The following is a 17,914-nucleotide window of genomic DNA, read 5'->3' as shown; positions in this document are numbered from 1 at the left end:
CTTTGACGTCAAATAAGACGCAACGGAAGGAAATGCAATCAACGCCTGAGCGCAAGACGCGCAGTAAGCCAACACACAATCATCACCGCGAAATCCACGAACAGCCATTGCCGAAGCATCCCGGTTTCAGTCATCTCATAGGGCAGCAGGTAAAGCGCAAGCCCGCTGAGGGTGTCGGGCAGCGAGATGAACAGCAACGCGACAGTATTGTTGAGGAAATGCAAGGCAATAGCAGGTCCCAGCGTCCCGGATCTGGCGGTCAGATCGGCGGCTAACAGGCCGAAGACAAAGGCCCAGATCGCTACGAGTAAGGCATTATCCCCACTCACTCCCGGTGCATAGTGGCCAGCTGCAAATAATAAGGAAGGTACGCCCATCCATATCACCGGAGACCGGAATCTGGCTGCCAGGGATTGCTGGATATAACCGCGAAACAGGACTTCCTCGGCGCTGGTCTGAATCAGCACTGCAGTTGCCGACACCGGCAGCAGCAGCAACCACGTGGGCAAGGTGAGGTTCTGGGTCAGCGGTTTGCCCATTTCGTATGGCGGCAAAAGGGCCATAACCACGCCCAAGGCTGTCAGGGCCAGCGCTACGAGAACGAATTGTTGTCGGAACAGGGAGCGCTGCCCTAGAATCGCCCTTAACGACCGGCGCTGCATTTGTCGCGCTGCAACAGCGACGCCCAGCGTCAGAAATCCGAAACTCATCAGCAGAACCAGTGTTGCGAAGGTTGAGGTTCCACGCAGAAAGCCTTGCGCCTGATCCGGAGGGATCAGACCGCCGATGAGGGCGAACAGAACGGAATTCAGCGTCAAGTACAGTACGACGACAATAAGCAAACCGACCAGCAGGCGCCAAAGCTCGGGTCGGGCGCGGGCGTCGGCCACAAGCTGTTCATGGGCGGAATAGGCGGCGGGTTCACGCATTGTTGCCGGTGCTTTCGCCTTCGATGGTTTGCGGTAAATCCGGGAAGACATCGGCGGTGTTCTGCACTGTGTTGAGCCTGTTCGATAAGGTGGTCAGATAACCGGCAACCGTCTGCAACAGTTGAACCGCAACCGAGGCGTCGCTTTCGATCACGGCCCGCAACTCCTCGGCGCCGATGCGCAGGAAGGTGCAATCCGTGGTGGCTTCCAGATCCAGTTGGCGCAGATCACCGGTTATGATCGACAGATCGCCGATCAGGCGACCGGGTTCGATGACCGATATGGTGCGCTTGCCGCCCCCTTCTTCGGTCCAGATCAGATTGGCCTGCCCTTTGATACACAGATAGGCCGCATCGGGGGCCTGTCCTCGGGTGAAGACCATCTGCCCCTCGGCCACCTCGTACCACTGTGCCGAGAAGGCCAGCAGACGCTGGTTCCGCGCGTCGATGCCTGAAAACAGCTCGGTTGAGGCGATAATTTGCAGCTTACGGCTGAGATCAGCCGAGGCTCCGTCTTCGTGGCGGTCCTGGGTTCGCGCGACACCGTCGATGCGACCATCCTTAATCTCGACAAACAGATCATAGGCCTCGGGGTGGGCAAAGTGATCCTCCATGAAAATCATGATCGAGTCGGGCAGCAGTTCCCGCAACCGCAGGCGCGTGCGCAAGCGGCTTTGGGAGTCGTGGCTGGCCAGTGCCTTGTCGAGGATCAGAATGTCAGGGCGTTTGATCCCCGCCCGCGAAAACGCCGCGCGTTCCTGAAACACGGTCGGCAGGTTGTTTCCACCCAACCCGGTGGGCAGGTCGAACATGGTCGATGCTGCTCGCCGCCGCAGACCAGCCTCGTTGACAGCCTGCGCCACCACGTCCTCAATCTCTTCGGCGTGGGCACCCGCCATCAGCGAGACCCGGCCATAGAGCGCGTTCTCCATTACAGTCAGCCGTGGCAGGTAACTGTCCGGCGACAGTGGCACGAACATGCCGTCCAAAGCCCCGCGCAACCGTTCGGCGTGGTCTTTTCGAATGGATAGGATCTTGTCCTTGTATTCCTCGGGGAAGTCGGGACCAATCTGCTCGGCCGTCAACAGGAACGGGATGGTTAGCAACAGCGAGCGTTCAGACTCGCTGATATCTCCGACTTCTTTGGACTTGCGGCGATCCTTGATGTCGAGCAGACGGTGATACATGTCCTTCGACATCCCCAAGCGCAGGAACAGAGGGTGATCCGTCCCGTCGCGCCCAAAGGCCTGATCCAACGTCTCAAGCACGGCACTGGCCATGGTCATGGCATCTTCGGCCAGCTCATGCATCCCGAACATGTTCCTAAACCGCGCGTCACTGGCCAGTGAGTCCGGCGTGATATCCCGTGCCGGGGTGGCGAACAGCAGGTTACCGCCAAGCGGTACGGCGGGGTTAAAGCGTTCGGGGTCAAAGCGATAGACATGACGATCCAATCCCATCTCCCTCAGCCGTTCTGAGACCGTTTCACGCAAGTCAACGACCCCTTGCGCCAGAACCGGGTGCAGTTGCGGGTCAAACCGCGTGCGCAGGGTGCGCCGCAGCATGAACTCGTCGATTCCCATCGCCTCGACCAGTTTGAACCACCAGTCCCGGATGTCGTCGATATCGTCCAGCCCGGCCAGTTCCGGATCGATCCACTCGTCAGTCAGCGAATCCGTTGGATTTCCTGCGCGGGCCGCCTCGATCTGCCACCGGTTCGGCGATTGTGCCGCGTCGGCCTCGTGTTGCGGATGCGGGCGCAGCGGCATCAACAGGTTGTCGCCCAACGTACCGTTGAACAGGTATGGCCGGGAATAAGCATAGCCGATCCGGGCCGCGATTACCGCCTGATGCAGGTCTTTCAGGTTGTGACCGGCCAGGATGACGTCGCCCTGAACCGGCAGGACTTCTCGGGTCAGCACCTGAGCTAGCGCATTGCGCTCGGACGCATGGCCGGACTGGATCGCCACCCGGGCGCCCTTTGGAATGGTCAGGTCAATATCTTCCAGAATGGTTTTGCCATCATCATCGCGCACGGTCACATTGCGCAGTTCAATTTCGCCGGTCAGATGAGGGATCACCTCTGGCTCGCCCACGAACAGCTCTTCCGGGATCATGTTCGAGGGCGCAAAGCGTTCGGTTACCACCTCCCACCGCAGGGACATATCCTGAACCTGATTGTAGTAAGTCAACAGGTCTTTCCACGGGCCGCTGAGATCCTTGTAGGCGCCAAGCGCTGCGACCAGTGCACCAACCGTGACCTCTCCCTTGATCGCCAGATAGCCGCCGACCGAGTAAAACAGGAACGGCGTCATCTGCGTGATCAGGTTGTTGAGGAACTTCATGAAGAATTTCTTGTTGTAGATCTTGAAACGGATCTCGAACAAGAGCCCCAACCGGTGGCTGAACTGCGCCAGCCTGTAACGCCAGCCGCCATTGGTGCGCAGATCACTTATGCCCGCAGCACTTTCGCCGATCTCAGAGCTGAGGTTGCGCACCTCCTGAATGCGTTCCTTGTTCAGCAGGTTGATCTGGCGCTGCAGTTTTGGGATCAACCACGCCTGCAGCGGGATCAGTGCGATACTAGCCAGCCCGAACCACACGCTCTGCATGAACAGGAAGGTGACGATGGTCATCATCTGACCGAACTGGAACACCGGCTGGGCGATCGCGTCGCCCATCAGCCCGCCCATCGGCTCCGCCTCGGAGGTGATCATCGACACCAGCTCGCCCTGACTGGTGGTGGCGAAATAGGATTTCGGGAATCGCATGGTTCGGTGGATCAGGGTGAATCGCAGCCGACGCAGCATCCGTTCGGCCAGAATGCCCTTCATCGTGTTGATGCGCATCTTCATCAACCCGCTGGCGATCACCGTGGCCAGAAAGGCAAAGCACAGGATCATCAGATACTGCACCTGAGTCACAGTGAATCCCAGCACTGCGACCGAGTCACTGGGGGCACCGATGGCACCGTTGATGATCTGCTTGGGCAGCTCAAGCGAGGCATAGAGGAATGGAAACGACAGGACGGTCAACAACAGTAGGACAAGCTGTTGTTTCCTGGAGTGTTTCCAGATGAATGCGAACAGAGTGGGTTCCATGCCCCGGACGTGCCTCAAATCTTTTGAATGCGATTTTGGGTTGATCAAACGCAATCAGGTGACAGACGGTACGCACTGGTCCCGGCGATTGCAAGAATGCGGCGGGGTAACAGATTGCCACCGGGTTGACCATCCGCCCGGCCGTTCACGAATTTGAGAGTTTTGATCCTCAATATCGTTTATTCACCTTTAACCCCTGCGCCGTCTTTGACTAAACAGGGGCACATTCTGAATGATGGGGCCATGGGCAGACTTCTGGATCGCTATATTCACCGCCGGGTTATAGCGCGTTGGCGCGAAGCGTTACGCGGAGCAGCTGAAGCGCCCGAGCCGCAGTTGCGCCAACAGCGTGACGAAGCCCGCAAGCTGCGCTCGCAACTGGATATGCTGATCCACAAAGCCGATGGCCGTCTGGCCCGCCCCCGAATGGGATCGATGCAGTTTCCAAAACCGCTGGGCACGGACTGGTGCTGGCGACCGGATCTGTGGCGCGGGCCACTGTCGCGCCCCGGGGTGGCCTCGGCCCCGCGCAGGGCGCAGATGAATCGGCAGGTAACGCTGTTTCATGACTGCCCTCTCGCCGAAATCGGCATGCGACAGACCCGAAATTCCAGCGACAAGGATCTGGCCGCTTTCGGGCTGACGGTCGATGTGTTCGGATTTTCAGGCTCGTTCCTGTCCCTGTCCGTGGAACTGCCACCCGAGGCCGCGCACGGGCTGACCAAACAGCATCTGATGCGCACCGACGTACAGATTGAGTTGGAACAGCCACTCGAGATGTTCGCGCGCCTTAATATACAGCACGGCCCCAACACCGAGCAGGTGCTGCGCAAACTGGACCTTTCCAACCCATCCAATTCGGTGGACTTCGATCTGGCCCACCTGCCCCTGAACGAATCGCGGATCGAGAAGATCTGGCTGGACCTGATTTTCGACAATCCCCGAATGAACCGCGCCACGCTGCGCGACCTAACCTTCTGTCGCCACCACCGCGCCGATTTGTGAAAGTGCCTACCATGACGCATCTGATATTGACCCCTATCCGGTTCGAAAATGGCATCTGGCAGGGGCATCTTCAGGCTGACACCGAGCCACGGGTGGAAGTGCGCTATCTGGGTGAAACCCTGGACGATGTGCAAGTTTCGGCATCTGAAGGCGGGTGGGACCTGACGATTCCCGTGCCGGTAGCCGCGCTGTCGGATGGGGTCCATTGCTTTGTGATCGCAGATGCGGCGAGCTCGGAAAAGCTTGGCGATTTCACCATCATTGCTGGCACCCCCGCAGCGGATGATCTGCGGGCCGAGGTCGAGCTTTTGCGCGCCGAGCTGGATATGCTGAAACGCGCCTTTCGCCGGGCGCATAGCGTCACCGAGTAGCCCGCCCGGGGCAAGTCCCTATCTTTTCAGCGGAATTCCGTGCATCCTAGAGTGACCCGCAACAGCCTGGGCAAGCTCATGGATCGCAGCAGCATCGTCAAAGTCATTGCGTTGATGGTCACGGGGTTCGGGATCGGCATCGACTTTACCGGCGCATTGATCCTGGTTCCGGCCATTGAGAACAGCTTCGATGCGGATATCACCAGCACGCAGTGGGTTCTGAATATCTACGCCCTGTTCTTCGCCATGACTATGGTCGCTGGGGGGCGCATGGGCGATATGTTCGGGCACCGCAAGATGATGTTGATCGGGTTGTCGATCTTCCTGTTCTCGTCGGTTATGTGCTTTGTCTCGCCCAGTCTGGATTTCTTGATTGTTGCCCGTGCCCTGCAAGGGATCGGGGCTGGGTGTGTATGGCCTTGCACGCTTGCGTTCGGGGCAACTAAAGTCTCGCACCCGGAACACCGGGCCATGATCATGGGGCTGATCCTTGCAGGCGTGACATGCGGCAACGTCTTTGGGCCTTTGATCAGTGGAGCGGCGGTGAACTTTGGGGATTGGAGGCTGTTTTTCCTAGCAAACGTGGTGTTTTCGACCATTTCGATGGTGACCGCCCTGCTGCTGATGCAACGTGAAACCCAACACAAGCAGGGAGAGCATATCGACTTTGCCGGGATGGCCGTGCTGTCCTTTGCCGTTTTGCTGCTGCTCTACGGGCTGGATGTCGGCGCGGACTGGGGCTGGACTTCGGCCCCGCTTCTGATGCTGTTTTTTGTCAGCGCAGTGTTGTTCGTTCTGTTCCCGCAGGTGGAAAAGCGTGTGAAAGAGCCGCTGTTGCTTCCGCAAATGATGGCCAACCGCGAATTTCGCATCACCTTGGGGCTGAACATGTTCAACGTGTCAGCCGCGTTCGTCGGGCTGATGTATTTTCCGCAATACATGCAAAAGGTTCTGGGGTGGTCGACGCTGCAATCGGCTTTTGGATTGGCACCTCTGACCATTCTGCTGGCCGTGGGGTCCATCGTGTCCGGCAAACTTTATAACGATTTCGGTCCCAAGCGGCTGTTATTCTGGGGCTATCTCTGCGCCACAGTTGGTGCAGCCAGCGTTGTCATAATGCCCAGCAACTTCGGTTATTTCCAGATCCTGCCCGGCATGGCCATGATCGGGCTTGGGGCTACTCTGACGGTCGGGCCATCCGGAACCGCCGCCGTCTGTGCCGTAAAACCGGAACGGGCGGGGCTGGTTGGCGGGCTGAGTTTCATGACCCATCTGGTCTATGGTGCCATCTCGGTCGCCTGCGCCACGGCGATCATGTACCTTGTCAGCTTGCGCAGTTTGGGTGACCAACTGACAGCCGCCGGGATCGACATTTCCGAAGCCGGTCAGCGCGCGATCAATGGGAGTACATTGACCACATCTTCCGCGAAAGCCGTTATGGAGAAACTGAGTAACGCCGAGGCCGAAAAGGTCAAATCAGCCATCGCCGCTGCTTTTGACACTGGAATGAACACGGCCTTCATCTTCGCAACCCTGTCCGTTTCGGTTGGGGTCTTGCTAGCGATGATGCTGGATGAGGAAAAGCTGCATAAGGTGGAAAGCTGACACACCTGCAAGGAAAAAGGGCCGCCGGATCAGGCGGCCCTTTTTTGTTACTGAGACGGCCCGTTCGGGTTGAAAGCCGACAGACCCTTTAGGATGTCGATGGCATAGGCCAATTGATAATCCTGCTCCCGCAACTCAGCAGTGGCTTCGGCGCGGGCGCGGTCTTCCTCAATCTGGCGGATTTCATCCTCGCTGAGGCTGTCATTGTTCAGGCTGCCGCGCAGATCGGCCTCGGAACGCGAAGGACGATCAGACTCCTCCTCGTCCGTGTTCGGAGTGGGGCGCGGTTGTTCGACGATGATGTCAGGACTGACACCAAGCGCCTGAATCGAGCGGCCCGACGGTGTGTAGTAGCGCGATGTAGTCAAGCGCATCGCACCGTCGCCGCGCAGCGGCATGACGGTCTGGACCGAACCTTTTCCAAAGCTCTTGGTGCCGACCACGATGGCGCGGCGGTGATCCTGCAGCGCACCGGCTACAATCTCGGATGCCGAGGCCGAACCGCTATTGATCAGAACCACGATCGGCTTGCCTTCGGCCAGATCGCCGGGTGTCGCGTTGAAACGTTCGCCTTCGCCCAGATCACGACCACGAGTCGATACAATCTCACCTTCGTTTAGAAACGCATCCGAGACTTTGATCGCCTGCGTCAGCAAACCACCGGGGTTGTTGCGCAGGTCCAGAACAAAGCCGTTGATCTTGTCGATGCCACCAGCTTCTTCGATCTGTTCGTTCAAACCTTCCTCAAGGTTCGGAAAGGTCTGATCGTTGAAGGTAGTCACACGCAGCACAACGCTAGTCCCTTCGGTGCGGGCGCGAACAGCGGTCAGTTTGATTGTGTCACGGATGATGGTGACATCAAACGGGTCTGCCTCACCCTCGCGCACGACAGTGATCACGATTTCTGAACCGACAGGACCGCGCATCAAATCCACGGCCTTGTCCAGCGTCAGGCCCAGAATGCTTTCGCCATCCACGTGGGTGATAAAATCACCAGCCTCAATACCCGCTTCATCCGCTGGCGTGTCATCGATAGGAGAGACGACTTTGACAAAGCCATCCTCTTGTGTGACCTCGATGCCTAACCCGCCAAACTCACCGCGGGTCTGGACCCGCATCTGTTCGGCATCGTCTGGCGACAAATAGCTGGAATGCGGATCCAGCGAGGTCAACATCCCGTCAATGGCGGCTTCGATCAGCTCTTCGGGCTCAACTTCTTCAACATATTGCGCGCGAATGCGTTCGAAGATGTCGCCAAACAGGTCCAGTTGCTCATAGACACTGGCCTTGCTCTCGGCCTCCTGCGCCAGCAGAGGGCCTGCGATTTGTGTGGTTGCGATTATGCCTGCCACGGTTCCGGCCAGACCGGCCATCACAAATTTCTTCATACGTGTTCATCCATCCTTGCTGGTCCGAAACCACGACTCCGGGTCCACGGGGCTGTTATCCTGTCTTACCTCTATATAGAGCGTTTCTGACCGGTCAGTTCCAGTGCCATCACCGCTTGTTGACAAAATAGCGCCGATTCCAGGCGTTTCACCTGGCATCAAGCCCACTGGCGTTCCCTTGGAAATCACCTGTCCGGTGTTGCCATAAACCTCTTGCAAGCCCGAAAATACGAACAAAAGTCCGGGTTGAGGTTCCAATATTACCAGATTTCCGAGGTCAAGCAGAGGGCCGCGATAGCGGATAGTGGCCGCTGTCGGCGATGTAACAATAGCGCGGGGTCGGGTCGCCAGAACCACACCGGGGCGTTTGACACCGGCTGCATCCGTCTCTCCGGCGCCGTGCAAAAGCACGCCCTGCACAGGTAATTCGATCTCGCCCTTGTGATCGGAAATATCGGCGTTGGTTTCAGTGATCTCTCCTTCGGCGATCTCCGACAAACCACTGGCAAACCCTTCCAGCGTTTCCGTAGATGAGATCAGGATCGCAGTTCTAACGGGGTCTTCGACAAATCGGCTTGGCAGGTCTGTGCGGTCGGCGATGGCAGTGCTCAACTGCGTACGAGCCGTCTGAACGCCGGACAGGCCTTCCGTCAGGGTTTCCGATGCACTTTGTTGTAGCTGCTGCAGAGTCCGAACCTCTTGCAGATCATAGGCCAGGCCTTGCGCACGGGCGTTGAGGCCCGGTGTAACTTCGGACAACATCATACCTGCCCGTGCCGACCCCAACGGTCCCGAAGGGTGCAGCATCAGAACTGGCGGAGCCGTCGTCTCAATAGTTTGCAATACGCCCAGCAACTGCGCGATTTCCTCTTCGCGACTGTGCAATTCTGCGGTCAGCTGCGCCTCGCGCGTGGCGGCACGGCGCAGGCCATCACGCATGGCGGCCAACCCAGCTTCATAGGCCTGAATGGTCTCGGTCAAGGCACGCACTCGGTCGCGGGCGCTGTCGGCCTCAGTCAGGGCGACGGAAGCGTCCTCGAGCATCTGCGCCGCATTCAGCGCCGCTGTGGCCGGGTCTGACTGCGCGTGGACAGGTGTTGCAAACAGCAGCGCCAGAAAAAGCGCGCGCATGGTCATGACAGCAGGCTCTTCCCGGTCATTTCCGGCGGTTGTTCCAACTCCATCAACTGCAACAGGGTTGGCGCTAGATCGGACAAACGCCCGTTGCGCAGCGTAGCACCCTCAGGTCCGCCTACCAGCGCCACGGGGACTGGGTTCAGTGTGTGCGCCGTGTGCGGCCCGCCGGTTTTCGGATCAACCATCATCTCGCAATTGCCGTGGTCGGCAGTGATGATCATCGCGCCCCCGGCCTTTTTCAATGCGTCAACTACCTGAGCCAAACCCTGATCCACAGCCTCACAAGCCTTGATCGCCGCTTGCAGATCGCCGGTATGGCCAACCATGTCCGGGTTGGCATAGTTGGTGACGATCAGGTCATACCCGGCCTCAATCGCCTCGACGAACTTCACGGTCACCTCGGCCGAGGACATTTCGGGCTGCAGATCATAAGTCGCCACTTTGGGGGATTTCGGCATGAAGCGGTCCTCTCCTACCTCGGGCGTTTCCTTGCCGCCGTTGAGGAAGAATGTGACATGCGGGTATTTCTCAGTCTCGGCCAGACGGAACTGACGCAGACCCTTCTTGGCGACCCATTCGCCCAATGTGTTCACTATGTCCCGCTTGGGGAAAACGGTGTTCATATAGGCGTTGTGACCATCCGAGTATTCGACCATCCCCAGTAGAGCCGACAGTTGTGGGCGCCGGCCGGTATCGAAATCGGCAAAGCCGGGTTCACCAATCGCGCGCAGAATTTCGCGGGCGCGGTCGGCGCGGAAGTTGAGACAGAAGAATCCGTCTCCGTCTTTCACCCCGCCAAAGCCATCCAAAACCGTGGGCACGATGAACTCATCGGTTTCCGACTGGTTGTAGGCATGGTCAATTGCGCCATGCGCGGTGGCGGCTGTCCGGCCTTGCCCTTTGATCATCGCTTCATAGGCCTCGCTGACGCGTTCCCAGCGATTGTCGCGGTCCATCGTGAAATAGCGCCCGCTGACGGTGACAATGCGCGCGCCTGCGGGCAGGCGGTCTTCCAACTCGGCGATATAGGTAAAGGCGGATTTCGGCGCCACGTCGCGGCCATCGGTGATTGCGTGCAGTGCGACCGGAACGCCCGCGTCGGTGATCGCCTTGGCGGCGGCAACGATGTGGTTCAGATGTCCATGAACCCCGCCATCCGACACCAGACCCATCATATGCGCGGTGCCGCCCGAGGCCTTCACCTTAGCAATGAAATCCTGCAGGGCGTCGTTGTCGAAGAACGAGCAGTCCTCAATCGCCAGATCAATCTGTCCCAGATCCATCGCCACGACGCGGCCAGCGCCGATATTGGTGTGACCAACCTCGGAATTGCCCATCTGACCGCTGGGCAGACCCACATCCGGCCCGTGCGTAATCAGAGTCGCGTGGGGACCGTTGCCCATTATCGCGTCGAAGGTGGGCGTGTTGGCCAAGTAAGGCGCGTTGGCTTTGGTGTCCTCGGACAGGCCCCAACCATCAAGAATGCACAGGACAACGGGTTTGGGGGCGGTCATTTCGGTTCTCCGGATTTCTGCTCTTGGTCCGTCTTGTATCGCCTGACCTGCCTAGGGTGAACCGCCTTTTGGCCTGCACCGGTCAGAATTAATCCCGTTGCGGTTTGTCCCCGCTGATATATTCGGCAAAAGGTCGGGCTTTTCGCCCGCGGTATTTGACGGTCAGGTCCAGCGGGGCCTCGTTTTCGTCATATATCCCCAGGACAACCCCCCTGCCCCGGCTTTTTGTGCGCATCTCGATCAGTTGCTGTTCCGACCGCGTGGTCCGCTGGGACGGGCGGCGGGTCCAGGCAAAGAGGTGGTCGTACATCTCAGCGATGGCCTCGGCGTGGTCGGCACTGCCGCTCAGATCGGTCAGTTCGTCCGGGTCGTTTTCCAGATCGAACAGGATGGGCCGGTGGCCACCTTCGCAATGAATCAGTTTCCATTTCTTGTTGGCGACCATGAACATCACCGCATCGCGAACCGATGCATTCAGCATGTCGGCAATGGGTGAGGCGGAGTAATCGTATTCGCAGATCACCACATTGCGCGGCGTTTCATCCTGCTGCCCATGCAGGATCGGCAGCAGCGAATGCCCTTCAAGGATATGTGGCGCAACATCGCCGCCAGCCACATCGACAAAGGTCGGGGCAAGGTCGATGGACTCGACCAGGGCGTTGCTGACGGTGCCGCGCGTCGCGTCGGCCTCGGGTGACGGGTCGTAAATAATCAAGGGCATCTTGGTCGAGGCATCGTGGAAGAACGTCTTCTCTCCCATCCAGTGATCGCCCAGAAAGTCGCCGTGATCCGAGGTCAGCACGATCATCGTATCCTCCATCCGACCGGTTTTCTCCATCCAGTCAAACAGACGGCCCATCTGATCATCTGCTTGTTTGATCAGTCCCATATAGGCGGGGATCACCGCCTCGCGCACGTCTTGACGCGAGAAGGTCTGGCCGATTTTCGTGTCCATGAAGGCGCGCAGCACCGGATGGGCATTCTGATGCTCGGCCTCGGACCGGACCACTGACAGCACATGCTCGGGACCGTACATTGAGGCATAGGGTTCAGGCACAATGTATGGCCAGTGCGGCTTGATAAAGCTCAGGTGACAGCACCACGGGGCGTCATGGCTTTCCATGAACTCGATGCCGCGCCCGGTCAGATAGGGGGTTTCGCTGTCCTCTTCGGCGATATTCGCCGCCTCGGTCGAGTTTTTCAGGAACCAGCCCGACAACACGTTGCCATCCGCATCCAGACCGGAATTGGCAAAGTCGTGCCACGGGTTGTCGCTCTCATAGCCTTTGTCGGTCAGGTACTCGTTGTATTTCCCCGCCCCGTTCGGGTCATAGAACCCATCCGGGCCTTCGGGGCGCATCCCGTCGTCGCGCTCATAGACATCGAACCCGCACTCCGCCACGCGGGCGCCGATTAGACTGTCGGGCTCCAGACCAAGCCGCGCCATCCCTTCGGCATCTGCTTTCATATGGGTTTTGCCAACCAGCCAGCAGTCCATGCCCGCCTTGCGCAGATGGTCGCCCATGGTGATTTCACCCACCTTCAGCGGGATGCCGTTCCACGAGGCCCCGTGCGAGTGCACGTAACGCCCGGTATAGGTGGACATGCGCGAACTGCCGCAGATCGGGGATTGGATATAGGCCCGGTCGAACCGCACGCCACGAGCGGCCAGACGGTCAATATTGGGGGTGTGCAGATGCGGGTGGCCGTAGCAACTCAAATAGTCCCAGCGCAACTGGTCGAACATGATGAACAGGATGTTCTTGGCTTTGGCCATGGCTGTGCCTCCCCGATAGTCAGGGACTTAGTTAGCCAATTCTCAGCCCGGGGCGAAGCGTAATTTAGGCTTCGACCTGCCGTTCCATCTGTTCCAGCATCTTTTTGGCGCGCTTGCACTGCAGCTTGTCGCGCAGCGGCGAGTTCGGATCGACGTCTTTCTGGCAGACCACGCATTTGTCGGCACCCGAGATCGCGTTCAGACCGCCGCAGCTGCCCTTGATGGTTTTACCCATCAGCATCACGCCCAACGACATGCCCACCACGACGAGGGTCAGCAGAATGAAGGCCAGAATAAAAGTGCTCATCGTGGGTCCTACCGGTTAGTTGGTGCCAATCGCGTCTTTGAATGCGGAGCTGTGTACGGTGATATAGGCTTCTTCGCCGCCTGTCACATCCCGCGAGATGAAATACACGGCAAGTTCATGCTTTTCGGCCAGCTCAAGGCCCTTTTCCTGCCCCAGCGCCAGCATTGCGGTGGCCCAGGCATCCGCCATCATCGCGTTTTCGGCCAGAACGGTGACCGAGGTGGTCCGGTGCGTGATCGGACGGCCCGTAGTCGGGTCAATGATATGCGAATAGCGCACACCGTCCTGTTCGAAGAAATTCTTGTAATCGCCGGAACTGGCCATGCCCAGATCGCCCACCGATACGATCAGTTGCGGGGTCTGTGCAACGGCCTGCGGCTTTTCGATGCCGATGCGCCAGATTTCGCCCTTGTCGTTCTGACCCTTGGTAACCAGATCGCCGCCGATCTCGACCAGATAATCTTCGATCCCCGCCTCACGCAGCCTCTCGGCGACGGCGTCGATGCCATAACCCTTGGCGATGGCGGACAGGTTGATGCCCACGCCGGGTTCAGACTTCGCCAGCGTGCCCGCCTTAACGTCCAGAGTCAGCAAGCGGTTTTGGCCGACACCGCTCAGCGCGGCCTCAATTTCGGCATCCGAAGGCACCGGGTCTTCCGGCGTGCGCGGACCAAAGCCCCACAGCTCAATCAGCGGGCCCAGGGTGACGTCGAAGATACCCCCGGATTTCTCATGCACCTCATTCGCCGCCGTTATCACCTGCGCGAATTCGGCGGATACGGACATGGGGTCTGTGCCGGTTGCGGCGGAAAAGGTCGAGACCTCGGAATTCGGATCCCAGTTCGACATCTTGGCGTTGACTTCGGCCAAGGTTTCTTGGACCGCGCTGGCCAAAGCGTCCTCGTCCAGATTTTCACCAATCGCGGTGATATTGAACGTTGTGCCCATCGTTTCGCCCGACAGGCGGACCACTTCGGGCTCCTTGTCGAACAGGCAGCCGGACAGAAGTGTGGCAAAGGCCAGTACAGGCACAAGACGCATGGGGTGGTCTCCGAAAATTCAGTGCCCGGCATATGCCAGCCACCCTTGCCGGAGTCAAACCGGTCACAGTTTCAGCGGCAAAAAGCCCAGCATCAAAAGGCCAACCCCTGCGGGCACTCCGAACAGCCAGGCTCGTTTCTGCCAGCCCGGAGCCTTTTGTTTCCACGTCTTGCGGAAATTATGGCCGCATACGACCACCGCAAAGAAAATCAACGCGGCCACGGGCGGGGTAAGATACAGCTCGTTCAAAGGCTTAAGGTTCCTCTGCAGTCGGGAGATTCCGCCGATCAGCGAAAATGCACCCTATACAGGTCGTTTAGCTGCGCTAAGGTGAAAGGGAAAGACTTTGCAAGAACCATGAAGGAGATTGCCCATGGCCCCAACCTCTTACCAATCGCCATCGCGTGGCGACAAGGCAGACAAGTCCACGTACAGCCAATCGACGGACTCGAACCTGTCGCACTCGCAGACAACCGTGGCCAAGTTGCTGGAAGGTAAAGGGGATGCGGTGTTTTCGGTGCGCCCGAACGAGACGATCCATTCTGTCGTCAACACGCTGAAGGAAAAGCGGATCGGTGCGGTGCTGGTGACCGACCAGAACGGCGCGCTGCAGGGCATCCTGTCCGAGCGTGACATCGTACGGCGCATGGCCGACACACCCGGCCAGACCCTGCCGCAAGCGGTCGAAGATCTGATGACGCGCGAGGTAAAGACCTGCTCGCCGGATGACTATCTGAACGATGTTCTGAAAACCATGACCGAAGGCCGCTTCCGCCACATGCCGGTTCTGCGTGACGGGAATCTGGTCGGTGTCATCACCATCGGCGACGTCGTGCATTTCCGCCTTGAAGAGCTGGAATATGAAGCGCTTCGTATGAAGCAGATGATCGTCGGCTAGGCGTTTCACCCCAGAATCCCCTTGACCTTGCCGCTGCGACAGTATCCCTGATGCGTCAAAGTCTGCGCTAAGGTCGAGGGTTACATGAAACGGTTTCTGGTCACAGGCTCTGGGGGATTTTTCACCCCCCTTCTGGCAAAGCTTCCGTTTTCAGAGGGGTTTCACGATCGCGGTTCTGGCGACGTGAACCTGCATTCAGGAAACATCTGGCTGCGTGCCAGATCGAAGTCGGGATCGCGTGCCTCCTCTATTTGTTTCTCAGTTCCCACATTAGGCGACCTAGGGGTCTTTGATGCTTGACGCCAACCCAAATTCCCGTCGGATCGCTGTTATTGGCCTTGGGTATGTCGGCCTGCCGCTGGCTGTGGCCTTCGGCAAGATAGGCCCGGTTGTGGGCTACGATATTAACCCGGGACGGATTGAGGCTCTGCGTGCGGGGATGGATGCAACGCAAGAGGTCGAACCGGAAGATCTGGCTGCCGCGTCCGGTTTGGTTTTCACCACAGAAATGACCGACCTGGCGGCCTGCGATACCTACATCGTGACAGTCCCCACTCCTATCACCGAAGGCAAGCAGCCTGACCTGTCCCCGTTGCTTAGCGCATCGGAAATGGTCGGTGGCTTGCTCAAGCCGGGTGATCTGGTGATCTATGAATCCACCGTCTATCCCGGCGCTACCGAGGAAGACTGCGTGCCAGTTCTGGAGCGCGCTTCGGGGCTGACCTTCAACCGTGATTTCTTTGCGGGTTACAGCCCGGAACGGATCAATCCCGGCGACAAGACTCACAGGATTTCGAATATCTGCAAAGTCACGTCCGGCTCCACTCCCGAAGTGGCCGATCTGGTAGATGCGCTTTATGCCCGGATCATTGCGGCGGGCACTCACAAAGCCGAAAGCATCCGCGTGGCCGAGGCAGCGAAGGTGATCGAAAACACCCAGCGTGACCTGAACATTGCGCTGGTCAATGAGCTGGCGATGATCTTTGGCCGCATGGATATCGACACGGATGCCGTTTTGCGCGCCGCAAGCACCAAATGGAACTTCCTGCCCTTCCGACCCGGTCTGGTCGGGGGTCACTGCATCGGTGTCGACCCCTATTACCTGACCCACAAGGCCGAGGCGGTTGGCCATCATCCGCAGATCATTCTGGCCGGGCGAAGGCTGAATGACAGCATGGGTGAATATGTCGTCTCGCAACTGGTCAAGCGGATGATGCGCGACGGGATCAATGTAGGCGCGGCGCGGGTTCTGGTGATGGGGTTAACCTTCAAGGAAAATTGCCCCGACCTGCGCAATACGCGAGTCGTCGATATTATCGAAGAACTGCGGGATTACGGCGTTACCGTGGACGTCTATGACCCTCACGCCGATCCACGCGCAGCTCAAGCCGAATATGGGATCTCACTGATCGAAGGCCCCCAGAACGCCACCTACGACGGCGTGGTGCTGGCAGTGGCTCATAGAGAGTTTCTGGACCTAGATCCCGCGCAGGTGCGTGCCTATGGCAAGGATCAGAGCGTTGTGTTCGACGTCAAATCCTGCCTTCCAAAAAAGGCCAGCGACCTGCGCCTGTAAAAAAAACCGGCGCATCAGGCGCCGGTTTTTCGTTTCTTACCCACCGAAATCGTCGAGCATGATGTCTTCGCGGTCCACGCCCAGATCCAGCAGCATGTTGATGACCGACTGGTTCATGATCGGCGGACCACACATGTAGAACTCGCAATCCTCGGGCGCGGGATGGTTCTTGAGGTATTCTTCGAACAGAACGTTGTGGATGAAGCCGGTGTAGCCTTTCCAATCGTCCTCGGGCTGCGCGTCCGACAGGGCCACGTGCCATTCGAAATTGTCAAATTCCTCGGCCAGCGTGTCGAAGTCTTCGACAAAGAACATCTCTTTCTTCGAACGCGCACCGTACCAGAAGCTGATCTTGCGGTTGCGGTTCTCAAGACGCTTGAGCTGGTCGAAGATGTGGCTGCGCATCGGCGCCATACCGGCACCACCACCGATGAAGACCATCTCTTTCTCTGTCTCGCGGGCGAAGAACTCACCAAACGGGCCCGAAATTGTAACTTTGTCGCCCGGTTTCAGGTTGAAGATGTACGATGACATCTGCCCCGGAGGGATGCCTTCTGAGCCAGGAGGCGGCGAGGCAACCCGGACGTTCAGCATGATCATGCCCTTTTCGTCCGGATAGTTGGCCATCGAATAGGCCCGCTCGATCGGTTCGTTCACAACGGACTCGTACTGCCAAAGATTGAAGCGGTCCCAATCTTCGCGGTATTCCTCTTCCACGTCGAAATCCGTGTATTTCAACGCGTGTGCAGGGGCTTCGATCTGGATATAGCCACCGGCGCGGAAGTTCACATCCTCGCCCTCGGGCAGGTCCAGTGTCAGCGCCTTGATAAAGGTTGCAACGTTCTCGTTCGAGCGAACGGTGCATTCCCACTTCTTGACGCCGAAGACCTCTTCGGGAACTTCGATATCCATGTCCTGCTTGACCGCGACCTGACAGGACAGACGGTCGCCGCATGCGGCTTCTCGCTTGGTGATGTGGCTTTCTTCGGTTGGCAGGATCGACCCGCCGCCCGAATGCACCTTCACCCGGCATTGCGCGCAGGTGCCGCCGCCACCGCACGCGGACGGAACGAACAGTTTCTCAGCCGCCAGTGTCTGCAGTAGCTTGCCGCCCGCAGGCACCGAGATGGTTTTCTCACCATTGATGGTAATGTTCACGTCACCGGTCGATACCAGTTTCGAGCGTGCCGCCAGAATGATGGCCACCAATGCAATGACGATCAGCGTGAAAAGGACTACGCCAAGGCTAAACGTTTCCATGGGCCC

General features: G+C 58.5%; 15 protein-coding genes. 5 read left to right on the top strand and 10 right to left on the bottom strand.

Annotated features, from left to right (window positions below):
- Positions 1 to 38: 38 nt before the first annotated feature.
- Positions 39 to 929: a CPBP family intramembrane glutamic endopeptidase gene (locus GOW98_RS07030; RefSeq protein ID WP_170330373.1), complete on the bottom strand. Its 891-nt coding sequence runs from the start codon at positions 927 to 929 to the stop codon at positions 39 to 41.
- Positions 922 to 4,029, bottom strand: a complete 3,108-nt coding sequence (locus GOW98_RS07025) for an ABC transporter transmembrane domain-containing protein (protein ID WP_170330371.1) — start codon at positions 4,027 to 4,029, stop codon at positions 922 to 924. Before GOW98_RS07025 ends, GOW98_RS07030 begins: the two co-directional genes overlap by 8 nt.
- 243 nt (positions 4,030 to 4,272) lie before the next feature.
- Between GOW98_RS07025 and GOW98_RS07020 the strand changes: the two genes are divergently transcribed.
- Genes GOW98_RS07020 through GOW98_RS07010 form a run of 3 tightly spaced genes read left to right on the top strand, consistent with a single transcriptional unit; the run spans position 4,273 to position 7,010 of the window.
- Positions 4,273 to 5,034: a DUF6478 family protein gene (locus GOW98_RS07020; RefSeq protein ID WP_170330369.1), complete on the top strand. Its 762-nt coding sequence runs from the start codon at positions 4,273 to 4,275 to the stop codon at positions 5,032 to 5,034.
- Between the two features lie 11 nt (positions 5,035 to 5,045).
- Positions 5,046 to 5,405, top strand: coding sequence for a hypothetical protein (locus tag GOW98_RS07015; protein WP_170330367.1), 360 nt, complete (start codon positions 5,046 to 5,048; stop codon positions 5,403 to 5,405).
- Between the two features lie 51 nt (positions 5,406 to 5,456).
- A complete protein-coding gene (locus GOW98_RS07010) occupies positions 5,457 to 7,010 on the top strand; it encodes an MFS transporter (RefSeq protein ID WP_367646820.1) in 1,554 nt (517 codons plus the stop codon).
- Between the two features lie 47 nt (positions 7,011 to 7,057).
- Here the strand turns inward: GOW98_RS07010 and GOW98_RS07005 are convergent, their stop codons facing one another.
- The 7 genes from GOW98_RS07005 to GOW98_RS06975 form a co-directional block, all read right to left on the bottom strand.
- Positions 7,058 to 8,398: a S41 family peptidase gene (locus GOW98_RS07005; RefSeq protein WP_170330365.1), complete on the bottom strand. Its 1,341-nt coding sequence runs from the start codon at positions 8,396 to 8,398 to the stop codon at positions 7,058 to 7,060.
- 6 nt (positions 8,399 to 8,404) lie between these two features.
- Complete coding sequence (locus GOW98_RS07000) at positions 8,405 to 9,535, bottom strand: murein hydrolase activator EnvC family protein (RefSeq protein WP_170330363.1); 1,131 nt, start codon at positions 9,533 to 9,535, stop codon at positions 8,405 to 8,407.
- The gene (gpmI, locus tag GOW98_RS06995) at positions 9,532 to 11,049 is read right to left on the bottom strand and encodes a 2,3-bisphosphoglycerate-independent phosphoglycerate mutase (protein WP_170330361.1); all 1,518 of its coding nucleotides are present in this window, start codon (positions 11,047 to 11,049) and stop codon (positions 9,532 to 9,534) included. Before gpmI ends, GOW98_RS07000 begins: the two co-directional genes overlap by 4 nt.
- Positions 11,050 to 11,137: 88 nt before the next feature.
- Positions 11,138 to 12,826 (bottom strand): sulfatase-like hydrolase/transferase, encoded by a 1,689-nt coding sequence (locus tag GOW98_RS06990; protein WP_170330359.1) that lies wholly within the window; start codon positions 12,824 to 12,826, stop codon positions 11,138 to 11,140.
- Positions 12,827 to 12,890: 64 nt separating this feature from the next.
- On the bottom strand, positions 12,891 to 13,133 hold the full coding sequence (gene nqrM, locus GOW98_RS06985) for a (Na+)-NQR maturation NqrM (RefSeq protein ID WP_170330357.1): 243 nt from the start codon (positions 13,131 to 13,133) through the stop codon (positions 12,891 to 12,893).
- Between the two features lie 15 nt (positions 13,134 to 13,148).
- The gene (locus GOW98_RS06980; RefSeq protein ID WP_170330355.1) at positions 13,149 to 14,174 is read right to left on the bottom strand and encodes an FAD:protein FMN transferase; all 1,026 of its coding nucleotides are present in this window, start codon (positions 14,172 to 14,174) and stop codon (positions 13,149 to 13,151) included.
- A gap of 63 nt (positions 14,175 to 14,237) precedes the next feature.
- Positions 14,238 to 14,396, bottom strand: a complete 159-nt coding sequence (locus GOW98_RS06975) for a hypothetical protein (RefSeq protein ID WP_254437949.1) — start codon at positions 14,394 to 14,396, stop codon at positions 14,238 to 14,240.
- 151 nt (positions 14,397 to 14,547) lie between these two features.
- On the opposite strand from GOW98_RS06975, the gene GOW98_RS06970 reads away from it, so the two are divergent.
- Both GOW98_RS06970 and tviB read left to right on the top strand, forming a co-directional pair.
- Positions 14,548 to 15,072, top strand: coding sequence for a CBS domain-containing protein (locus GOW98_RS06970; RefSeq protein ID WP_170330351.1), 525 nt, complete (start codon positions 14,548 to 14,550; stop codon positions 15,070 to 15,072).
- Between the two features lie 292 nt (positions 15,073 to 15,364).
- Positions 15,365 to 16,648, top strand: coding sequence for a Vi polysaccharide biosynthesis UDP-N-acetylglucosamine C-6 dehydrogenase TviB (gene tviB, locus GOW98_RS06965; RefSeq protein WP_170330349.1), 1,284 nt, complete (start codon positions 15,365 to 15,367; stop codon positions 16,646 to 16,648).
- 36 nt (positions 16,649 to 16,684) lie between these two features.
- Here tviB and nqrF read toward each other — a convergent pair whose 3' ends face one another.
- The gene (gene nqrF, locus GOW98_RS06960) at positions 16,685 to 17,908 is read right to left on the bottom strand and encodes an NADH:ubiquinone reductase (Na(+)-transporting) subunit F (protein ID WP_170330347.1); all 1,224 of its coding nucleotides are present in this window, start codon (positions 17,906 to 17,908) and stop codon (positions 16,685 to 16,687) included.
- Positions 17,909 to 17,914 lie beyond the last annotated feature (6 nt).

The organism is Ruegeria arenilitoris, from assembly GCF_013032445.1.
Lineage (GTDB): Bacteria > Pseudomonadota > Alphaproteobacteria > Rhodobacterales > Rhodobacteraceae > Ruegeria > Ruegeria arenilitoris_F.
This window is presented reverse-complemented; position numbering and strand designations above follow the sequence as displayed.